The sequence below is a fragment of the Candidatus Aquarickettsia rohweri genome (genome assembly GCF_003953955.1).
Taxonomy (GTDB): Bacteria; Pseudomonadota; Alphaproteobacteria; order Rickettsiales; family Midichloriaceae; genus Aquirickettsia; species Aquirickettsia rohweri.
In genome coordinates this window covers 1-910 of the sequence record NZ_RXFM01000152.1, presented here as the reverse complement: position 1 = coordinate 910, position 910 = coordinate 1, and the positions used below count along the sequence as shown (strand labels likewise).

2 protein-coding genes are annotated in these 910 nt (G+C 27.0%); both read left to right on the top strand.

The features are described from left to right. The first annotated feature begins 184 nt into the window (after positions 1 to 184). Positions 185 to 649 carry a 4Fe-4S dicluster domain-containing protein gene (locus EIC27_RS06875; protein ID WP_276310353.1) on the top strand — a complete coding sequence of 155 codons (465 nt, stop codon included), beginning with the start codon at positions 185 to 187 and terminating at the stop codon, positions 647 to 649. 104 nt (positions 650 to 753) lie between these two features. Further along, positions 754 to 910 (top strand): IS66 family insertion sequence element accessory protein TnpA (tnpA, locus tag EIC27_RS08575; protein WP_410519448.1); only part of this gene is annotated, 157 nt, incomplete at its 3' end.

Sequence of the window (910 nt, the reverse complement as noted above, 5' to 3'; positions counted from 1 at the left end):
AAAATTCATATTTACTTACATTACTTTTTTTATATTCTTCTACTAGCTCTTTCCATTTTTCATTACTTATTCTTTTTTTCTTTTTTTCTAATAGCATCATTAGCCTCTATTTTTTTAGGCTTTTGTTCTACCACTTATTTTTATTCTTGCCTAGATGCCCTTATTTTAGCGCTTACGTATTTATATGTGTCCTTATGGGAGATTTCAATCTGCAATGATTGAAAATAGCACTAAAGTTGTAACTTATGATTATAGAAGAGGAGAACCAAGAGCTAAAATAAATGAAAATAAAGTAGATTGCATAGATTGTTATAAATGCGTATTAGTATGCCCTACGGGAATAGATATAAGAGATGGCATGCAAATGGAGTGTATTGGTTGTGGATTATGTATAGATGCCTGCAATCAAGTTATGGATAAAATTGGAAAGGAGCAGAATTTAATTTTATATACTAGTGCTAATTGTCTAGAAAATAAAAATACTAAAAAAGGGAAGTTGAAAAAAATTTTAGAATTTAAAAATATCCTTTATTTAACAGGCTTTATTATTGTGTTTAGTTTGGCTATTATTAGTTTAATAAGTAAATCTGATTTAAATATATCTATATTAAAAGAAAGATCACCATTATTTACCATGACGCCAAATTGAGAGATAAGAAATACTTTTTATTTAAAAAGTAAGCGCTAAAATAAGGGCATCTAGGCAAGAATAAAAATAAGTGGTAGAACAAAAGCCTAAAAAAATAGAGGCTAATGATGCTATTAGAAAAAAAGAAAAAAAGAATAAGTAATGAAAAATGGAAAGAGCTAGTAGAAGAATATAAAAAAAGTAATGTAAGTAAATATGAATTTTGTAAGCAAAAGAATGTGCCGAGAAGTACATTTTATAAATGGCACAGAATTCTTGTAG

Excerpts from the sequence above, each read along its gene's own strand:
- EIC27_RS06875 (WP_276310353.1), top strand. The coding sequence starts at position 185 with ATGTGTCCTTATGGGAGATTTCAATCTGCAATGATTGAAAATAGCACT.